Below are 13,797 nucleotides of genomic sequence, written 5' to 3' on the forward strand. Positions count from 1 at the left end.
GGACAACCACGTAGTGTAGCCGTGATCGTCCGTCAACAGAAACCAACCACCCGTCGCGAGTAATAGAACCGTATAACGGCGAGTGCCCGCTGTGCCGGGCTGGGAACGTCGCCTGGGGCGCGTCAACCGCTACAGGGGGAATGATGGACGAATCCAATCACTGGTACGGGCACTCCCGCATAATCGGCCGATACTGTGAATTGGCGGAAGACACTCCCCGGCGAATACAGGGCTTCCTGCAGCACGGCTGGAACTATCTCCACGGATTCCCGCCCAACGACCACTGGTGCAGCCCCGGCTACCCCCGTTTCGTCTGGTCTGACGTGCTCAGAAGGCGCGGCTGGTCGATGGGCCGCCGTGGTCACTATGTCATCGGCGCGCCGTGGATCTACCTTCTTGACATGGAGCCGAGAAAGGCCGAGCTCCCCGAAAGGAAGGGTACGATCTGGTATCCCTTCCACGGCTGGGAAAAGCATTCGGTCAGCGGCGACCATGCCCGGCTGGCCGCCGAAATATCCGAAGTGGAGTCGGGGCCGGTGACAATCTGTCTTTACTGGTTGGAATTCGCTAATCCGGACATTCGGCGGGCTTATCGGTCGGCGGGTTTCCGGGTCATCTGCCATGGCGAACGTGGCTCGCGGTGGGATGGCAAGGGGCGCGACTTCCTGTCCGGCCAGCTCACCGAGCTGCGGCGGCATCGCAGGGTGGCATCCAATCGGCTCGGCAGCGCGCTGTTCTACGGCGCCTCCGTGGGCTGTGAGGTCGCCGTCTACGGAGACCCGATGCAGCTGGAGGACGAGCGGCCCGAGTACGGCGGTACCGCCCGCCGCATGCGGCTGTGGCCCGAGCTGCACGGCGTGTCCGTCGACCCCGAGGCGGCGAGGGAGGCGGCCCGGCAGGAGCTGGGATTCGAGTATCAGGCGACACCGGAGGAGCTACGGCGAATGTTCGGCTGGAAGCGGGCGCGATGCGCATGAACGAGGCACCCGAGAATGTCCGGCTGATCGGCGGCGAGATGCTGCTGTGGTCAGACTCATCCCATACGTCCGGCGTCACGGACTGGCGGGGCGTGGCCCTGGAGCTGGTCAGACGCCTGCTCCCGATGGAGGAGGGCGGGAGGGCCAGGGTGCTGCTGGTCGGGCCGCACCCGCGCGGCCTGGTGGACGAGGTGGTGGCGCGGGCCGCGTCGGTGGCCGTGCTGCTGCGCTCCTACCCCGACGCCTGCGCCCTCGCCGAGCGCCATCCCGATCTGGCCGTGTACTGCGGCCGTCTGTCGGCGCTGCCCGAGAGCGCGCCGTACGATCTGGTGCTGGCGCTCGACGGGCTGCGGCGTACGCACTCGGCCGAGGAGGTCGCGCCGCCATGGCGCGAGTCGCTGGGCGCGCTCGCCGCCCTCGTCGCGCCGGGCGGGCGGTTCGTCCTGAGTGTGAGCAACGACCTGGGCGTCGACCGGTTCGTCGAGGCCAGGCCCGCCGACCGGGACGGCGCCGACGAGCACTGGGAGCCGCACGGTTTCGACCAGGGCTACCCTGACGGGCCCGGCGCCCTCGACGAGGAGCTGGCGGCGGCCGGACTGACCCCCGAGAGGTGCTACGCGGCCTATCCGGGCCGCGCGGCGCCACGCGCGCTGCTCGCCCGCGAAATGCTCGGGTGCGACCTGCCCGACGCGCTCACGGTGCCGTTGAGCGCCCGTGGCGGCGACAGGATGCTGGTGGCCGATCCGCTGCGGCTGACCCGGCTGGTGTTCAGCCACGGTCTCGGCGAGCAGCTCGCCCCGATATGGGTGGCTATGGCGACCAGACCATCGGACGCGCCCACAGCGCGGGCGGACGTGCCGCTCGGCCAGTTCGAGGAGACGCTCACAGCGCCGGCGGACGAGCCGCTCGGCCAGTTCGAGGAGACGCTCACAGCGCCGGCGGATGAGCCGCTCGGCCGGTTCGAGGGCTCGCCCACGGTGCGGGCCGACCTGCCGCTCGGCCTGTTCGAGGAGGGGCACGCCGTACACGAGATCACCTGGGGCGCCACCCGACGGCTGCCCGACGGCGTGGAGCGGGCCATCCCCGGGGGCCGGGTCGTGGAGGAGGTCCTGATCGAGGCGTGCGCCCGCGAGGACGTACGGGCCGTCCGCGACCTGCTCACCGTGCTGGGCGACTGGGTCGAGATGGGCGGCGACGCCGCGGCCGACAACCTGGTCTGGGACGGCGAGCGGTTCGCCGCCATTCATGCCCGGCCCGCGCCGCCCGACCGGCCCGCCGACCGCGTGGTGCTGTGCCGCGTGTTGTGGCGGTTCGCGGTACGCCTGCTGGCCGCCGGTCACCACCACCCGTGGCCGTGGCCGCGGCAGACTGAGCAGCTGACGCTGACGCTCTGCGGCATGGCGGGGCGGCCGTGCGACCAGGCGGATCTCGACCTGGCCCGCAAGCTCGACGCCGAGCTGGGGCAGCCGGCCGAGCTGAGCGACGCCGCACCGACGTACCGGGACCTGCTCGGCGCGCGGGACCGGCTGGCCGACCAGCTGACCGCCGCGCTGGCCAGGGTGTCCCGCCTGGAGACCAAGCTCACCTACCGCGAGCGCGAGCTGCTGCGGGCCAGGGGCCGGCTGAGAAAGAGCCAGCGGAAGTCGGCCGCCTACCGCAGGACGCTCGGCTACCGGCTCTCGCGCCGCCTGGCCCGCCCGCGCAGGGTCGCCCGCCGGGTCCTGCGCCTGCTGTCCGGCTGACGAAGAGGAGTTCCCGTGCCGGTTCTTTCGGTGATCGTCCCGTTCTACAACGTCGAGAAGTACATCGGTCCCTGCCTGGATTCGCTGGCCGCGCAGAAGCTCCAGGATCTTGAGATGATCTGCGTGGACGACGGCAGCACCGACGCCGGTGCCGCCGTGGTCGAGGCCCGGATGGCGGCCGACCCGCGGATCAGCCTCATCCGGCAGGCCAACCAGGGGGTCGGGCGGGCCCGCAACATCGGCGTCCGCCGGGCCACGGGCCGCTACCTGGCCTTCGTCGACGGCGACGACAAGGTGCCGCCCCGCGCGTTCCAGCGGCTGGTCGCCTCCCTGGAGGCCACCGGGTCCGATCTGGCCTGCGGCAACGTCATGCGGCTGCACCGCAACCTGCTCGTCCCCTCCTGGGCGCACAAGCAGGCGTTCGCCGAGTCGCGCAAGCGCACGCACATCACCCGCCACCCGCTGCTCATCCGCGACCGCATGCTGTGGAACAAGGTCTACCGGCTCGACTTCTGGAACGCCCTCGGCCTGGCCTTTCCCGAGCGCATGTACGAGGACCAGCCGGTCGCCATGGCCGCGCACGTGGGCGCCTCGTCGGTCGACGTGATCAAGGGCATCGTCTATCACTGGCGGCAGCGCGACGAGGAGGGCACCTCGATCACCCAGCGCTGCCTGGAACCGGCCAACCTGCGTGACCGCCTGCTGTCGGTGCTGGAGACGGCCGCGCTGCTCACCGCCGGCGCGCCCGCCCTCAAGGCGGACTTCGACCGCGACACGCTCGAGATCGACATGAGCGTCGCGGTGGAGGCGATGGCCATGATGGGCGCCGCGGCCGATCCCGATCTCGTCGACCTGGTCGTCCGCTATCTCGACGGCGTCGCGCCGGAGGCGTGGCAGAGCATCCCGTTCGCACAGCGGCTCCAGGTGCACCTGCTGCACGGGCGTCGCCTGGACGAGCTGGCGCGCGTCTTCGAACAGGACCGCGCGGGCCGCCTGATTCCGCGGGTCAGCCCTCCGGGCCTGCTGCGCAAGCGCTGGTACGGCCGGCACCCGGCCATGCCCAGGCACCTGTCGGAGGTGTCGGCCGAGCTCAAGCTGTCGGCGCGGCTGGTCGGGCTGGAGTGGCGCGACGGCGAGCTCGATGGCACGGGCCGGATGAGCATCGGCCGGTTCGACGTGTCGGACCTGCGCGGGACGAGTGCGCAGGTGTGGCTGCAGGAGCGCCGGACCAATGACATCGTCCCGCTGTCCGACCAGCGCGTCTCGCCGACCTGGGCGAGCGTCGAGCAGGAAGAGGGCGGCGCGGTGGCCGAGCACGGTTTCTCCTTCGCGTTCGCGTTCGACCCGGCGACTCTGACCCGCGCGCAGCTCGCCCGGCGGGGGCACTGGGATCTGCGGGTACGGTTGCGCGGCCCCCGGCTGAAGCTGGAGGCGAAGGTGGTCGGATCGCGCTGGCTGCCGCCGCTGGTGCCCGCGCCGAAGCGCAGGGCGGGCGTGTGGCTGGTGCCGGTACGCGGCGGCGGCGGGGCCTGGGGACTGCGGCTGCGCCGGGCCGAGGCGCTGATCGGCGAGTGCCGGGTGGACGGCGACGACCTGGTCTTCTCCGGCGAGCTCAGCGACCCGGGCGACGGCGATCCGGTGCTGCGGCTGGTGCGCAGGAGCGACGGCGAGGAGATGTACTTCCCCGTCACGCTGGCCGGGCAGAACTTCCGGGCCCGGGTGTCGCTGGTGGACATCGACGAGGTCGTCGGTCGTGAGTCGCGCTGGGACTTCGTCATCGACCAGGGCAGGGAGATCCGGCCGCTGGTGCGTACCCGGGCGCGGCCGATCGTGACGGTCGCCGAGCGGCGCTTCCTGGTGGACCGGGGCGACGACGGCTGCCTCATGCTGGCTGAGCGATGAGGCAGCCGTTAGTCCAGTTAGCCCAGGATAGCGCGCAGCCGATCGACGACCTCGTCCTGCTGCGAGTCGGTGAGGTCGGGGAAGAGCGGCAGTGAGAGCTGCTCGGCGTAGTAGGCCTCGGCTTCGGGGCAGATCCCGCGCCGGTAGCCGAGGTCCTCGAAGACCGGGTGCCAGTAGGCCGGGATGTAGTTGACCTGCACCCCGATGCCCTCGGCGCGCATGCGCTCGTAGACCTCCCGCCGCCGGCCGTCACGGACCCTGACCGGGTAGAGGTGCCAGCACGGCGTGCTGTACGGGCGCCACGCGGGCAGCGTCAGGCCCGGCAGGTCGCCGAGCAGCGCGTTGTAGCGGGCGACCAGCTCGATCCGCCGCGCGCGGAAGCGTTCGAGTCGCCGCAGCTGGCTGAGGCCGAGCGCGCAGAGCACGTCAGGCAGCCGGTAGTTGAGGCCGAAGTCGTGGACCTCCTGGTGCCAGCCGCCGTGGCCGGGATCACGCAGCTCGGCCGGGTCACGGACCAGGCCGTGGTTGCGGAAACGGGCGGCGCGGACATAGCGGTCACGGTCGCGTACGGCGACGGCGCCGCCCTCGGCGGTGGTCACGGTCTTGGTCGGGAAGAACGAGAACGTCGTGAGGTCGGCCTGCTCCCCGACCGGCCGGTCCTTGTAGAGCGAGCCGAGGGAGTGGGCGGCGTCGCCGATCAGCACGGACCCGGTCCGGTCGGCGATCGCGCGGAGTTCGTCGTAGTCGGCGGGATGGCCCGCGTAGTCGACCGCGGTGATCGCCCTGGTGCCGTCGCCCGCCAGTGACTCGACCGACGAGGGATCGAGGTTGCCCGTGTCGGGCTGCACGTCGGCGAAGAGCACCCGGGCGCCGCGCATGGCGGCGGTGGCGGCCGTCGCCACGAACGTCAGCGGCGAGGTGATCACCTCGTCACCCGGCCCGATCCCGGCCGCCGCGTACGCGACGTGCAGGGCCGCCGTGCCCGACGTGACCGCCAGACACGGCACGCCGCCCGTCCAGCGGGCCAGCTCGGCCTCGAACGAGCCGACCATGGGTCCGGTCGTCAGCCACTCCCCGAGCAGCACCTCGGTCACGGCCTGGACATCGGTGTCGGCGATCGACTGCCGTCCGTAGGGGAGCATCAGACGCCCACCGTCACCATGGCGCGCAGGTCCTCGACCGACAGCCAGCGGTCATTGGTGTCGGAGCGGTAGGCGAAGCCGTCCGGCAGCAGCTCGCCGCCCTGCGGGGGCACGTAGCCCCAGCTGGCGATCGTCGGCTGCACGACGTAGCGGTCGCTCAGGCGCAGGGTCCTGCGGCCGTCGTCGGGGCCGATCATCTCCTCGTGCAACTTCTCGCCGGGCCGGATGCCGATCTCGTAGACCGGGCTGCGGGGCGCCAGCGCCTGGGCCAGGTCGGGCAGGCGCATGCTGGGGATGCGCGGCACGTACAGCTCGCCGCCCTGCATCAGGTCGAAGGAGTCGACCACGAATCGGACGGCCTGGTCGAGCGTGATCCAGAACCGGGTCATCCGCTTGTCGGTGATCGGCACGCTGCCGCCCTCCTGGGCCAGCCGCAGGAAGAACGGCACCACCGAGCCCCTGCTGCCCACCACGTTGCCGTAGCGGACCACGGCGAAGCGGGTGATGTGGCTGGCGGCGTAGTGGTTGGCCGAGACGAACAGCTTGTCGGCGACCAGCTTCGACGCGCCGTACAGGTTGATCGGGCTGGACGCCTTGTCGGTGGAGAGCGCGACGACCTTGCGCACGCCACAGTCGATGGCGGCCTCCACCACGTTCTGGGAGCCGGAGACGTTGGTCCTGACGTATTCGAACGGGTTGTACTCGGCCGTGTCGACCTGCTTCAGTGCCGCCGCGTGCACGACGTAGTCGATGCCGTGCATGGCCCTGGCCAGGCGATCCCTGTCGCGCACGTCGCCGATGAACCAGCGCAGCCGCTGGTCGTCGTCGAACAGGTGACGTGCCTCGTACTGCTTGAGCTCGTCACGCGAGAAGATCACCATGCGGCGCACGTCGAGGTGGTCCAGCGCGTGACGGACGAAAGCCTTGCCGAAGGACCCCGTGCCTCCGGTGATCAGAATTGACGATCCACTGAGAATGCTCACGCGGCCCCCCGCCGTAGTCATCCGAGCTGCCCGGTAGCATAGCGCGATCGTTCGATGACGCATGGTGACAGCGGGGAATGGGGCTTCGGTGCGGATTGTCGGAATCATCCAGGCGCGCATGGGCTCGACGCGCCTGCCGGGCAAGGTCCTGCGCGATCTCGGGGGCCGCTCCGTGCTGGGCTGGGTGGTCCGTGCGGTACGCGAGGCGGCCGCGGTCGACGACCTGGTGGTGGCGACCACCACGGAGGAGGCCGATGACGTGGTGGTGGCGGAGTGCCGCCGGCTCGGCGTGTTCTGGCACCGGGGACCGGTCGACGACGTGCTCACCCGGTTCACGCAGGTGCTGCGGGGTCACCCGGGCGACGCCGTCATGCGGTTCACGGCGGACTGCCCGCTGCTCGACCCGGTGGTGATCCGCGAGGCCGCGCTGGTCTTCCGCGCAGTGCCCGGCCTCGACTATCTGAGCACGAGCCTGGCGCGCACACTGCCGCGCGGGCTCGACGTGGAGATCGCGGGGCTGGCCGCGCTGAAACGGGCCGACCTGGAGGCCACCGCGCATCACCGCACACACGTCACCTCCTACCTCTACACGCATCCGGGGGAGTCGCGGCTGCTCGGCCTCGCCTACGCGCCGTCGGCGGCCGACCTGCGGGTCACGCTCGACACGGAGGACGACTGGCGGCTCCTCTCGCGGGTCGTCGCGGAGCTGGGTGACCGGTGCGTGCCGGTACGGTCGCTGGTCGGCTGGCTGCGGGAGCGGCCCGAGGTGCGCGAGCTCAACGCGCACGTGGCGCAGAAGGCGTTGCAGGAGGCGTGACGCACCGGGTGGGGTTCCGCTGCGACGCGGGCGTGGCGAGCGGGGTCGGTCACCTGATGCGCTGCGTGGCGCTGGCCGAGGAATTGTGCGGGCGGGGGGCCGAGGTGCTGTTCCTCGGGGACGTGGCGGAGTCGGCGTGGGCGGAGTCGCAGTTGCGGCAGCGCGCGTTCCCGCTGTGCCCGGCGCCTTCGGAGCCGCGGGCGCTGGCCGAGCTGGTGGGGGTGCTCGGGCTGGACGCGGTGGTGCTGGACTCGTACGTGCTGGCCCCCGGTACGGGCGCGGCGCTTCGGGCGGCGGGCACGGCCGTGCTGGCGATCGTCGACGGCGACCCGCTGGGCCAGGAGGCGGACCTCTACCTCGACCAGAATCTCGGCGCCGAGCTGCGCCCCTTCCCACATCAGCCCGCCGCGTACGGACCGTGGGGCGGGCGGCTGGCGGGGGCTCGCTATGTGCTGCTGCGGGACAGCGTCCTGCTGATGCGGGGGACCTCCCGCCGCCGCCCGGCCCGGCCGGAGGGGCCGCTGGTGCTGTGCTTCTTCGGTGGCACCGACAGCGCCGGTGTGGCGCCGGCCTGGGCCGGGGCGCTGCGTGCCACCGGGCTGCCGTTCCGGGCCACCGTGGTCAGCCCGGTGCCGTTCGAGGTGGACGGGCCCATCACGGTGATTGCGCCGACGGACCGGCTGCCCGGCCTGATGGCCGAGGCCAACCTGGTCATCACCGCGGCGGGCTCGGCCGTCTGGGAGCTGCTCCATCTGGGTGTGCCCACCGCGCTGAGCTGGGTGGCCGACAACCAGCTGATCGGCTACGAGGCGCTGGTCGGCGGCGAACTCGCGGCGGGTCTGGGACCGGTCCCGGACGCGGCGGCCGTCGGTGTCCTGGCCCGCCTGCTCGCCGACCCCGCGGCCCGTGAGGAGTACGGCAGGCGTGGCGCCGGGCTGATCGACGGCCGCGGCCGGGAGCGCGTCGCCGACGCGCTCCTCGCCCTCCTCTGAACGAGTCCCTGAACGAGTCCCTGAACGAGTCCCTGAACGAGTCAGTCCCTCCTCTGAACCGGGCGCCTACCAGGCGCCCGTCAGAGCGGTGAACCGAGCGTGCGTCAGACCAGGTCCCAGGTCAGTGGTGTGCCGAGTGTGGCGTCCCTGGCGAAGCGGCGGCCCATCACCTGCGCCGCCGCCGACGGCGGCAGCCCCCCGGCCGGCCGGATGGAGCGGACGTTCTGCTCCGTCACCGGCTCGCCCGCCCGCACATCCCGTACGACATACAGCGACCGCCGGAACCGCAGCCCCTCGCGCTCGGAGGCCCGCGGCCCGATGACCGCGCTGCCCAGCGACTGCCAGGCCCGCTCGCTCTCCACCACGAGCGCCGCGAGCTCGGCGGGCTCCAGCGAGAACGCCGAGTCCACACCCCCGTCGCCCCGGTCCACCGTGACGTGCTTCTCGATCAGGCACGCGCCGAGCGCGACCGCCGCGAGCGCGGCGCCGATGCCGGGCGTGTGGTCGGAGATGCCGACGACCGCGCAGGTGAGCCCGGCGAGCAGCGGAAGCGAGCGCAGGTTGCTCTCGGCGGGCGCGGCGGGGTAGGAGGCGGTGCAGGCCAGCATGGCGAGCTGGGTGCAGCCCGCCTCGCGGGCGGCCTCCGCGGCGGCGTGGATCTCGCCGATCGACGCCATGCCGGTGGAGATGATCAGCGGCTTGCCCGTGGCGGCGGCGAGCCTGATCAGGGGGAGGTCCACGATCTCCGAAGAGGCGATCTTGTAGGCCGGGGCGCCGAGACTCTCCAGCAGATCGATGGCCGTGGGGTCGAAGGGCGAGGAGAACGGGATGAGCCCCCGCGCGCGAGCCCTGGCGAAGATCGGCTCGTGCCACTCCCACGGCGTGTGCGCCCGCTCGAAGAGCCGGTAGAGACGCTCGCCGCCCCACAGCTCGTGCTCCTCACCCAGGCGGAAGGCGGGGCCGTCGGCGTCGACGGTGATCGTGTCGGGGCGGTAGGTCTGCAGCTTCAGGGCGTGCGCGCCGCTGTCGGCCACCGCGTCGACGATGGCGAGAGCCTGCTCCAGGCGGCCGTTGTGGTTGCCCGACATCTCGGCGATGACGAAGGGGGGTTGTTCCGCCCCGATCGCGCGCCCGGCGATGGTAATCATGCGAGGTCGTCCTTCCTCATTGAGCCGTCCTTCCTCATGAGCCGTCCTTTCTCATGAGTCGTCCTTCCTGATGAGTTGCACGGTGACGACGTCGCGGCGGACGCCGTCGATGTCGCGCCGGTGGACGGCGACCTCGGTGAAGCCGAAGCGCCGGTGCAGCCCCCTGGCCGCCTCGTTGCGGGCGAGCACCTCGCCCCGCAGCGTGGTCAGCCCCAGCGGCCCGAAGGCGTGGTCGATGGCGGCCCGCTCCAGCCCGATCCAGGCCGGCAGCAGCGCGCCCGACGGCTCCAGCCCGGCCAGGTCGAGGTAGAACCCCCATTCGCCGCTTCGCGCGGCGGGGTCGAGCCCGGAGAACGTCACCACCCCCGCGGCCGTCCCGTCGTGGACGTAGATCAGCACCCGCCTGGCCGGATCGTCCTTTACCGCGGCCCACCACCGGGCGTGCTCGTGCTCGGCGATGACGTGGGTGGTGAAGCTCGCCGCCCGCACCCTCGGGTGGTTGCGCCATCGGCGGATGGCGGGCAGCTCATGGTCGTGTACGGGTCTCAGCACGGCTTCCCCCTACTCAGCGCGCTCGATCCATTGCACAACGTAGCGGATCCATCCGGCAAAAAGCTGATCAGAGTGCGGCATCGAACGTCGTGCCGGAGTGATGGCCAGGGCATGCTGCCCTCGACCCCAACCCCGACCCCAAGGGAGCTCCTCGGTATGACGCCCATGCTCAGCGTCGTCGTCCCGATCTACAACGTAGAGCCGTATATCGGCGAATGTCTGGAATCTCTGGCGGCTCAGACGCTGGAGGACATCGAGGTCATTCTCGTGGACGACGGCTCACTGGACGGGAGCGCGCGGGTGGCCCGCGAGTTCGCGGACCGCGATCCGCGCTTCGTCCTGTTCGACCAGCCGAACCAGGGCCCCGGTCCGGCGCGCAACGCGGGGATCCGGCGGGCCCGCGGCACCTATCTGGCCTTCGCGGACAGCGACGACGTCGTGCCGCCCAAGGCGTACGAGCTGCTGATCGAGTCGTTGCGGGAGAGCGGCTCGGACTTCGCGTGCGGCGGGGTGCTGCGCCTGACGGAGGGCGAGCTGGCCGTGTCGTCCATGCATGAGAAGGCGTTCCGGCGCCCCGCGCGGGCCGCGCACATCCGGGAGCGCCAGTCCCTGATCAGGGACCGCACGGTCTGGAACAAGGTCTACCGGCAGGACTTCTGGCGCGCGCACGAGCTGGAGTTCCCGCCGGGCATCTACGAGGACGTGCCGCTCAGCATGCGGGCGCACGTGCTGGCGAAGGCCGTCGATGTGCTGCCTGACGTCGTCTACCACTGGCGCAAGCGCGAGGAGGGGGAGAGCTCGATCACCCAGCGGCGGGCGGAGCTGCCCAACCTGACCGAACGGCTGGCCGCCATCCGCGCGGTCCGGGCCTTCCTCGCCGAGCAGGCGCCCGAGCTCACCGACGCCTTCGACGCCGTGGTGCTGGAGAAGGACCTCCTGTTCCTGTTCCAGGCGCTGGAGTACGCCGAGGACGACGAGCTCGGGCCGTTGCTCGAACTCTCGCAGGAGTGGCTGGCCGGTCTGAGCCCCGTCGCTCTCGGCGAGGTGGCGTCGCTGCGCAGGCTCGAACTCCACCTGCTGGGCCGCGGCCTGGTCGAGGAGTTGCGGGTGGTGCGCAGGTTCAGGCGCGACTCGGTCGACGGCACCCCCATCGTGCCGCACGAGATCGGCTGGTACGGCGACTACCCCTACTTCCGGGACCGGACCCTCCAAATCCCCGACGCGGTCTTCGAGGCGAGCGACGAGGTCAAGCTGCTGGCCACGGTCCATGAGTGCGGCTGGACGGGCAGCCGCTTCGAGGTGCGCGGCGAGGTGGCCCTGCACCGGGTGGCGCGCGAGCCGAACCGGGTCGGCATGTGGCTGACCGACGGCGAGCGCCGGGTCCCGCTGGAGGTACGGCGCACGGGCGGGCAGGGCGTCTCGGTGGAGATCGACCCGGCGATGCTCCAAGAGGGCGGCCCGAGCTGGCGGCTGCACGCCCGGGTGGAATTGTGCGGCCTGGTGCTCAAGACGTGCTTTCGCGATGCCGAGGCGCAGAAGGTCTGGCGGCTGTCGGTGCCAGGATGGTCAAGAACCAGCATGGACATCGCCCAGTAGTTCCAGAGAGTAATTGGATCACGGCGGTGTGTCGCCATGCTTGGAAGCCATGAGGACCTATTCGCTCGATGACGTCTACGCGACACGCAAGCGGAGAGACTCCTGGTGGACCGTGTACTTCGTGGACCCGGTCGCCTGCCGGGCAGCTCTACTGGTGGCCAACCACACACGGTTGACACCCAACCAGCTCACGGTGGTCTCGCTGGTCCTCGGCATGGTGTCCGCCGTATGTCTTGCGATGGACCTGCTGGCCGCGGGGGCGGCCATGTTCTATCTGAGCTTCATGGTGGACTGCCTTGACGGCAAGATAGCGCGGCTCAAGGGCTCGGGGACGCCCTTCGGCCTGTGGCTCGACTACGTCGGCGACCGGATCAGGGTGGTGTGCTGCGCCACCGGTCTCGCTTACGGCCAGTACGCGATCACCGGCGACGTTCGCTACATCGTCATGGGCGCGGCGGTGGCCGTGGTCGACCTGTTCAGGTACGTCAACGCGCCGCAGATGAAGCGGGTCCGCGAGACGGTCAAGGCCGAGCGGGAGGCCGACGGGGAGGTCCGGGCGGAGGAGGAGGACGAGCCCGAGGTGCGGATACCGCGCCAGAGGCCGCCGATGACCCGCTCACGTCGTTTCATGCGGCGGATCAACAAGGCGATGGTCCGCCGCCGTATCCGTGCCCACCTGATCAGCGGCATCGAGTTCCACGCCGCGGTGTTCGTGATCGCGCCGCTCGTGGGCACCGTGGCGCTGATCCCGGTCTCCGCGGTCGCCAGTGTCTCGTTGCTGGTCAACGAGGTCTTCCTCGTCCACCGGATGTGGCTCTTCACACGCAAGCACAGCGTGCCCTCCACGAGGAGCCGAGAGCACGTTCTCGTCTAAGTTTTCGGGGGTTTTCATGTCAGACCGGCCCATCTTCGTCGTCGGCTGTCCGCGCTCCGGCACCACGATGCTGCAGCTCATGCTCCACTCGCACCCGCGGATCGCGGTGCCGCCGGAGACCAGGTTCCTGGTGCCCGTCTACCACCGGCGCCGCTCGTTCGGCGACCTGCGCGTCGAGGAGCGCCGCCGCGCGCTCGCGGAGTGGATCGCGGGCGACCGCAGCACCAAGTTCCGGGAGCTCAAGATCGACAAGGAGGACTTCGTCCAGCAGGTCGTGGACGGGCCCGGGACGCTCGGCTCGGTGCTCGGCACCACCTTCCGCATGTACGCCGACCGCTTCGACAAGGCCCGCTGGGGAGACAAGCGGCCGAGCTACGTCAAGCAGGTCGACATCCTGCTCAGGCTCTTCCCCGACGCCCAGTTCATCCACCTGATCAGGGACGGCCGCGACTGCGTCGCGTCGCTGAAGGAGATGCCCTGGTACACGCTGGACTCCTTCCACGCGGTCTCCACCTGGGCCGAGGCCATCGACGCGGGCAACAGGCTGCGGCGGATGCTGCCCGAGGACACCTACTACGAGCTGCGGTACGAGGACCTCACCGACGACCCGGCGACCGAGATGAAGAAGCTCTGCCACTTCCTCGACGAGGACTTCGACCCGAGTACGGTCTCTCCGCGCGAGGCGGCCAGCGTGGCGGTCCCCGTGCACAAGGTCTGGCACAGCAACACGCACAGCGAGGTCACCCGCGCCAGGGTGGGCAGCTGGGCCAAGCGGCTGGACGCCTGGGAGATCGCGCTGTGCGAGCAGGTGCTCGGTGACCGGCTGGAGGCCAACGGCTACGAGCTGACCGGCGCGCCGGCGGCGGCCAAGGAGCACCTGGTGGCCTGCCAGAAGACGATGCAGAAGCGCCGCGCCAGCCGGATGCGCAAGATGGTGCGCGACCGCATCAACCGGCTGCGCGAGCCGAGCCCGGTCGCCGCGCTGCTCACCTCGAAGCAGCAGCTGCTCGCCGGGATACCGCAGCCGCGCAACGAGGCGCCCGAGCTGGCCCAGCGCGCGCGGTAGTAGATC

At 71.0% G+C, this 13,797-nt stretch carries 12 protein-coding genes; 8 read left to right on the forward strand and 4 right to left on the reverse strand.

From position 1 onward, the window contains the following. Positions 1-140: 140 nt before the first annotated feature. The 3 genes from AB0H88_RS31600 to AB0H88_RS31610 are packed head-to-tail and all read left to right on the forward strand — an operon-like array spanning position 141 to position 4,621. Positions 141-977 carry a hypothetical protein gene (locus AB0H88_RS31600; RefSeq protein ID WP_357650848.1) on the forward strand — a complete coding sequence of 279 codons (837 nt, stop codon included), beginning with the start codon at positions 141-143 and terminating at the stop codon, positions 975-977. Continuing rightward, positions 974-2,719 carry a hypothetical protein gene (locus tag AB0H88_RS31605; protein ID WP_357650850.1) on the forward strand — a complete coding sequence of 582 codons (1,746 nt, stop codon included), beginning with the start codon at positions 974-976 and terminating at the stop codon, positions 2,717-2,719. The genes AB0H88_RS31600 and AB0H88_RS31605 overlap by 4 nt, the downstream gene beginning before the upstream one ends. Positions 2,720-2,734: 15 nt before the next feature. Continuing rightward, positions 2,735-4,621, forward strand: a complete 1,887-nt coding sequence (locus tag AB0H88_RS31610) for a glycosyltransferase family 2 protein (protein WP_357650852.1) — start codon at positions 2,735-2,737, stop codon at positions 4,619-4,621. Positions 4,622-4,638: 17 nt separating this feature from the next. Here AB0H88_RS31610 and AB0H88_RS31615 read toward each other — a convergent pair whose 3' ends face one another. Continuing rightward, the gene (locus tag AB0H88_RS31615) at positions 4,639-5,763 is read right to left on the reverse strand and encodes a DegT/DnrJ/EryC1/StrS family aminotransferase (protein ID WP_357650854.1); all 1,125 of its coding nucleotides are present in this window, start codon (positions 5,761-5,763) and stop codon (positions 4,639-4,641) included. Further along, a complete protein-coding gene (gene pseB / locus AB0H88_RS31620; RefSeq protein ID WP_357650856.1) occupies positions 5,763-6,746 on the reverse strand; it encodes a UDP-N-acetylglucosamine 4,6-dehydratase (inverting) in 984 nt (327 codons plus the stop codon). Before pseB ends, AB0H88_RS31615 begins: the two co-directional genes overlap by 1 nt. Positions 6,747-6,834: 88 nt before the next feature. Here pseB and AB0H88_RS31625 point away from each other — a divergent pair, with 88 nt between their 5' ends. After that, a complete protein-coding gene (locus AB0H88_RS31625; RefSeq protein ID WP_357650858.1) occupies positions 6,835-7,563 on the forward strand; it encodes a glycosyltransferase family protein in 729 nt (242 codons plus the stop codon). Continuing rightward, positions 7,560-8,555: a hypothetical protein gene (locus AB0H88_RS31630; protein WP_357650860.1), complete on the forward strand. Its 996-nt coding sequence runs from the start codon at positions 7,560-7,562 to the stop codon at positions 8,553-8,555. Before AB0H88_RS31625 ends, AB0H88_RS31630 begins: the two co-directional genes overlap by 4 nt. A gap of 104 nt (positions 8,556-8,659) precedes the next feature. On the opposite strand, the gene pseI is transcribed toward AB0H88_RS31630, so the two are convergent. Continuing rightward, positions 8,660-9,703, reverse strand: a complete 1,044-nt coding sequence (gene pseI, locus AB0H88_RS31635) for a pseudaminic acid synthase (protein ID WP_357650862.1) — start codon at positions 9,701-9,703, stop codon at positions 8,660-8,662. A 51-nt stretch (positions 9,704-9,754) separates the two neighbouring features. Further along, positions 9,755-10,255 carry a UDP-4-amino-4,6-dideoxy-N-acetyl-beta-L-altrosamine N-acetyltransferase gene (gene pseH, locus AB0H88_RS31640; protein WP_357650864.1) on the reverse strand — a complete coding sequence of 167 codons (501 nt, stop codon included), beginning with the start codon at positions 10,253-10,255 and terminating at the stop codon, positions 9,755-9,757. Between the two features lie 156 nt (positions 10,256-10,411). Here pseH and AB0H88_RS31645 point away from each other — a divergent pair, with 156 nt between their 5' ends. From AB0H88_RS31645 to AB0H88_RS31655, 3 genes are read left to right on the forward strand one after another with little or no spacing between them, the layout of a single operon-like run. Then, positions 10,412-11,851 carry a glycosyltransferase family 2 protein gene (locus AB0H88_RS31645; RefSeq protein WP_357650866.1) on the forward strand — a complete coding sequence of 480 codons (1,440 nt, stop codon included), beginning with the start codon at positions 10,412-10,414 and terminating at the stop codon, positions 11,849-11,851. Between the two features lie 49 nt (positions 11,852-11,900). Further along, the gene (locus tag AB0H88_RS31650; RefSeq protein WP_357650867.1) at positions 11,901-12,725 is read left to right on the forward strand and encodes a CDP-alcohol phosphatidyltransferase family protein; all 825 of its coding nucleotides are present in this window, start codon (positions 11,901-11,903) and stop codon (positions 12,723-12,725) included. Between the two features lie 16 nt (positions 12,726-12,741). Further along, complete coding sequence (locus AB0H88_RS31655; RefSeq protein ID WP_357650869.1) at positions 12,742-13,791, forward strand: sulfotransferase; 1,050 nt, start codon at positions 12,742-12,744, stop codon at positions 13,789-13,791. Positions 13,792-13,797 lie beyond the last annotated feature (6 nt).

The sequence above is a fragment of the Nonomuraea sp. NPDC050680 genome (assembly GCF_040654555.1).
GTDB lineage: Bacteria > Actinomycetota > Actinomycetes > Streptosporangiales > Streptosporangiaceae > Nonomuraea.

Coding starts and splice junctions, on each gene's coding strand:
- AB0H88_RS31600 (WP_357650848.1), top strand. CDS start 141: ATGATGGACGAATCCAATCACTGGTACGGGCACTCCCGCATAATCGGC.
- AB0H88_RS31605 (WP_357650850.1), top strand. CDS start 974: ATGAACGAGGCACCCGAGAATGTCCGGCTGATCGGCGGCGAGATGCTG.
- AB0H88_RS31615 (WP_357650854.1), bottom strand. CDS start 5,763: ATGCTCCCCTACGGACGGCAGTCGATCGCCGACACCGATGTCCAGGCC.
- pseI (WP_357650862.1), bottom strand. CDS start 9,703: ATGATTACCATCGCCGGGCGCGCGATCGGGGCGGAACAACCCCCCTTC.
- AB0H88_RS31645 (WP_357650866.1), top strand. CDS start 10,412: ATGACGCCCATGCTCAGCGTCGTCGTCCCGATCTACAACGTAGAGCCG.
- AB0H88_RS31650 (WP_357650867.1), top strand. CDS start 11,901: ATGAGGACCTATTCGCTCGATGACGTCTACGCGACACGCAAGCGGAGA.
- AB0H88_RS31655 (WP_357650869.1), top strand. CDS start 12,742: ATGTCAGACCGGCCCATCTTCGTCGTCGGCTGTCCGCGCTCCGGCACC.